1 protein-coding gene is annotated in these 2,147 nt (G+C 54.1%); it reads left to right on the plus strand.

Annotated elements, in window-relative coordinates; genetic code table 11:
• The first annotated feature begins 525 nt into the window (after positions 1–525).
• Positions 526–1,269 (plus strand): LuxR family transcriptional regulator, encoded by a 744-nt coding sequence (locus EOB49_RS33670; protein WP_127330950.1) that lies wholly within the window; start codon positions 526–528, stop codon positions 1,267–1,269.
• Positions 1,270–2,147: the final 878 nt, after the last annotated feature.

The raw sequence follows: 2,147 nt of genomic DNA on the forward strand, positions 1-2,147 counted from the left end.
GGAACATCCGAAGGACAAATTCAGCAGGTTACCGAGCCTGGAGAAAGTCAGCCGCGATCCAGTCGAATACTTTTGCTACGGCTGCCCAGCTCGGGAGATTGGAAAAGAAGGTCGACGTATCGATTGAATTGTGAACTTGTTCTTTCTCCATCCGATAAGCGGAGTGAGTGCATCACGTTGCCTCGATCAAATAAGTACAGTTGCCATGCAGCTTTCTCAGGCCCGGGACTTAGGTGCTGATTTCAAAAGCGCGCCGCGAATACGTTCCTGCCCATATTCCGTCAATCGAATGCTCGACTGTCGGATTGTGCGCTCCCCGACACAGTGCTGTTCGGTTCGCCTCCTGGGTACCTCCCCCAGTCGATTGACGACCTGAAGAAGAAGCTTCGCTCGCAAGCTGGCACGACTCTTGAGGGTACTCCAGGTGGCGAAAGGAACTCCGGCTCGAGTCCCGTTGACTTCGGATGTTGCGAGGCTGGGCTGGAGCAAACTTTGCACCGATGAGAACGCAATGAAGGAGGCATCATGGAACTCCCGCAGGTGGAGTTAGACCTATTCCTCGAGATGACTGATGATATCGCTCAATCCGAACAGTTGTTCGAACGGATGTCTGCGTTTGCGCTGAAGTTCGATTGCCCGTGGATTGCCTATGGCCCGCTCGCATCAAAACAGGGGGTTTTCAAGCCGAACCGAGAGGGTTCTGTGGTGATGTGGAATTATCCTGCTGAATGGCAGGAGCGCTACTCGAGAATGGGCTATGCCAAAATAGACCCACTCATCAAGAAAGGTCGAAAGGAGGCGGGGCCCTTTCGATGGAGCGAGGTGTATACCGATGAAAGCATAACTGAAGATGGACGCCGCGTCTTGGACGAAGCAGCAACATTCGGCTTGAGGTCAGGCGTTACCGTCCCATTACATGGCCCTGGTGACAGCTTTAGGTTTGTGAGTTTTGCTCAATCCTCGGACTGCGAATTGCAGAATAGAACGATCACCTACCTGCAAATGGCCGCGCTGCGGTTTCATCGGATGGTTACGAAGTTCGACACTACGACTGCGTCGGAACGAGTACATAACCTGTCTCCGAGAGAAATACAGTGCATTGATTGGGTGTCGAAAGGAAAATCGTCATGGGAAATAGGAACTATTTTAGGCAGATCACGAAATACGATAGATTTCCATTTAAAAAATGTAATGCGGAAGTTGGATGCGACCAGCAGAACGGTAGCTGTTGTAAAAGCTTTGAAAGTTGGGATTATCGAACCGCCGTAGGTGCGCAGCTAGTTCTCCGCCCGTAGTAGCGCGCGTGATAGCCGAGAGCTCCGGCGTGCGCTCGCTCTTCGAAGCCCCAGCGCCTCGTCCATCTCGGCCTCGAGCACCTCCTGCATCACCCACCTCGTTCGATCTATCCGGGTTTCAAAGCAGAATGTCTTTGACGGCAGCGCTGGCGGTCTTACTTTCCGTCTTGATCATGGCGGCGTTCCTTCCAGGGAATCGGTGACGTTGAGCACCACCCTGTCATGACCGCCCGCTCTCAGCGAATTTGCAGAACTCAGCACGCCATTCTGTCTTAAGCGACTGACGCATGAGTGATGTGTGTCCAAAATCTGACAGCCGTCAGAAAACATGTCGGGTTCAAAACAGCGGAGCGTCTTGGGCCTGTCGGGCTTTTCGAAGCCTATCACGCAGTAACTGCGCGCCAAGGGCACTGGCACGGCCTTTGCTGGTCGAGGTGCGGCAATATAGTGTGAGGGTTAAGCCGCATGAGAACACGGAACTCGCTCGACGTAAGGGATGATCGACCTCATCCAGAAAGCTTCTCTCCGGCGGGTTCGAGGGTGCTGCGCGCGCATCTCGGCGACGGGCCAGCGATCGACGATTGAGGCTACATCTCCGGAGCGAGTGATGCCTCGAAAATTGCAATGCTGTCTCTGGTCCGACGCGCTGGAAGTTTGTGAAGAGTCGGCCCGGCAAATCGGCGAACCGGTCGGCTTAGGCTGCGAAAAAGGGTAGATGGCCGCGTTGCCGCGGTGGATCAACAGGCGGTGTCAGAAAGCCAAAGGCACACGTACACTATCGTGGCGCTTCGCAGGAGGTAGATGGGAGTAATCACCAGTGATTTTACCGGAACTTCGCTCAGCAAACACAGC

This window comes from Mesorhizobium sp. M7A.F.Ca.MR.148.00.0.0, from assembly GCF_003997735.1.
Classification (GTDB): Bacteria; Pseudomonadota; Alphaproteobacteria; order Rhizobiales; family Rhizobiaceae; genus Mesorhizobium.

Excerpts from the sequence above, each read along its gene's own strand:
- EOB49_RS33670 (WP_127330950.1), top strand. The coding sequence starts at position 526 with ATGGAACTCCCGCAGGTGGAGTTAGACCTATTCCTCGAGATGACTGAT.